The sequence below is a fragment of the Calditrichota bacterium genome (assembly GCA_014359355.1).
Lineage (GTDB): Bacteria > Zhuqueibacterota > Zhuqueibacteria > JANLFK01 > Oleimicrobiaceae > Oleimicrobium.
This window is the reverse complement of record JACIZP010000090.1, coordinates 1-2223: the sequence shown is the minus strand read 5'-3', so window position 1 is coordinate 2223 and position 2223 is coordinate 1. Positions and strand designations below refer to the sequence as shown.

2 protein-coding genes are annotated in these 2223 nt (G+C 63.6%); one reads left to right on the top strand and one right to left on the bottom strand.

Annotation, left to right across the window (positions count from 1 at the left end; genetic code table 11):
* Nucleotides 1–2008: glucosamine-6-phosphate deaminase (locus tag H5U38_03765; GenBank protein MBC7186134.1), on the top strand; the 2008-nt coding region annotated here is incomplete at its 5' end.
* Between the two features lie 8 nt (nucleotides 2009–2016).
* Here the strand turns inward: H5U38_03765 and H5U38_03760 are convergent.
* Nucleotides 2017–2223: hypothetical protein (locus tag H5U38_03760; protein MBC7186133.1), on the bottom strand; the 207-nt coding region annotated here is incomplete at its 5' end.

Genomic DNA, 2223 nt, shown 5'->3' with positions numbered 1-2223 from the left:
TCCCATCAATCCGACGCAGCACAACAGCTTCTTCTACTACGTCAATCGGTTCTACATGGGCCAGTTCGGCTTCGACCCGCAGAAGGCCTTGCTCATCAACTGCGCCGCCATCGGCCTCCCTGAGGGCGTCGACCTCGACGACGTGTGGCCAGACGGCGAAGTGGACCTGTCGCTGCGTTATCGCCACCCGAAGACCCACTTGGAGCGTCTGCAGCAGCGGGTGCTCGTTGCCGTCGACCAGTGGTGCGGCGAGTACGAGGACCGCATCCGGGCGCTGGGCGGCATCGGCTTCTTCTTAGGCGGCATCGGTCCGGACGGCCACATCGCGTTCAACGTGCGCGGCTCGGACCACCACAGCACCACACGCCTGACGCCCACCAACTACGAGACGCAAGCAGCCGCGGCCACCGACTTGGGCGGCATCGAGGTGGCGCGCAAGCGCTTGGCCCTGACTATTGGCTTGGCCACCATCACCTACAACCCTGCATGCACTGCCATCATTATGGCGGCGGGTGAAGCCAAGGCCCGCGTAGTGCGCGATGCCGTCTGCCAGGAGCCGCACGTGGACTTTCCCGCCACTGTTCTGCACAAACTGCCCAACGCGCGTTTCATCGTCACACAGGGGGCGGCCTCCTTGCTGCCGGAGCGCACCTACCAGGCCTTCATCAAAGCGCCGGAGGTATCGCCGGAGAGGGTGGCGCGCGTGGTCATCGACCTGGCGCTGGCCCGCCGCAAGCGCGTGCTGGACCTGACGCAGGCGGACTTTGCCGCGGACCGCTTCGGTGCCGCCCTGCTCAGCCGTTTGGGAAGCACCGCCGAGTCGGTGACCGAGCGCGTCCAGCAAGAACTGCTCGCCAAATTGGAAAGAGGCCTAACCCCGCGCAGCAACACCGTCTTTCTGCACACCGCGCCGCACCACGACGACATCATGCTCGGCTACTTCCCCTTCGTGGTGCGCGCGATTAGAGACGCCTCCAATTCGCACACGTTCACCTACATGACCTCCGGCTTCAACGCCGTCACCAACTCCTATGCCCTGAGCATGGTGGAAAACCTTCGCGCGTTCCTGCGCAAACCTGACTTCCGCGCCTTGGTCAACTACGGCTACTTTCGGCCATCGGACATCCAGGCGCGCAACCGCGACGTGTGGCAGTACTTGGACGGGGTGGCCGCCGACCGTCCGGTGATGAAACAGGAAGGCGAGGCGCGCCGCTTCCTGCGCAATATGGTTGAGGTGTTCGAAGAAGAGGACCCCGAGAACCTCGAGCACCGCCTGGATGAGCTGGCCAACTACTTCCGCACGCAGTACGCCGGCAAGCGTGACCTGCCCTACATCCAGCAGCTCAAAGGGATGATTCGTGAGTGGGAGGCGGACTGCCTGTGGGGCTACTTGGGGTTCGACGCCAGCTCGGTAGTGCACTTGCGCCTGGGCTTCTACAAGGGGGAGATCTTTACCGAAGAGCCGACCTTGGAGCGCGACGTGCCGCCCATCCTGCGTCTTCTGCATCGCGTCAAGCCGCACGTAGTGACCGTGGCACTTGACCCGGAGGCCAGCGGCCCCGATACGCACTACAAAGTCCTGCAGGCCGTGGCAGAGGCCTTGCGCCGCTACCAGGCGCAGACCGGCCGCACCGACATTGAGGTGATTGGCTACCGCAACGTCTGGTACCGTTTCCATCCTGCGGAGGCGAACATCTACGTGCCGGTCTCCTTGAACATGTTCGCCTTGCTGCAAAGCGCCTTCGGCAACGCCTTCGTGTCGCAAAAGGCAGCCTCGTTCCCCAGCCACGAGTACGCTGGCCCCTTTTCGGGCTTGGCGCAGCAGATCCAGGTTGAGCAGTACCAGATGCTCAAGACCTGTCTTGGCCGCCGCTTCTTCAACGATCATCCCAGTCCGCTCATTCGCGGCACGCGCGGCTTTGTCTTCTTGAAACGGATGACCCTCGAGGAGTTCTACAGCCAGGCGCGCGAGCTGAAGCGCACCACCGAGGAGGAGATAGCGGCCTGAGTGGGGGCTCAGGTATCCTGGAGCCGCTCGCTGAGTTGCTCCATGTACACGCCCTCCACCTCGGCAGACTCGTGACGGAGCAGGGTCTGCAGCTCCTGGCGGACCCTTTCTCGCTTTGCTTCCAGCTCAGGGTCGTTCAGGGCGGCGCCTTCGTACGCGTCGATGAGGGCGGTCATAAAGCTTTCCGGGTAGCCGACGGCGCCGTGCTTGCGATC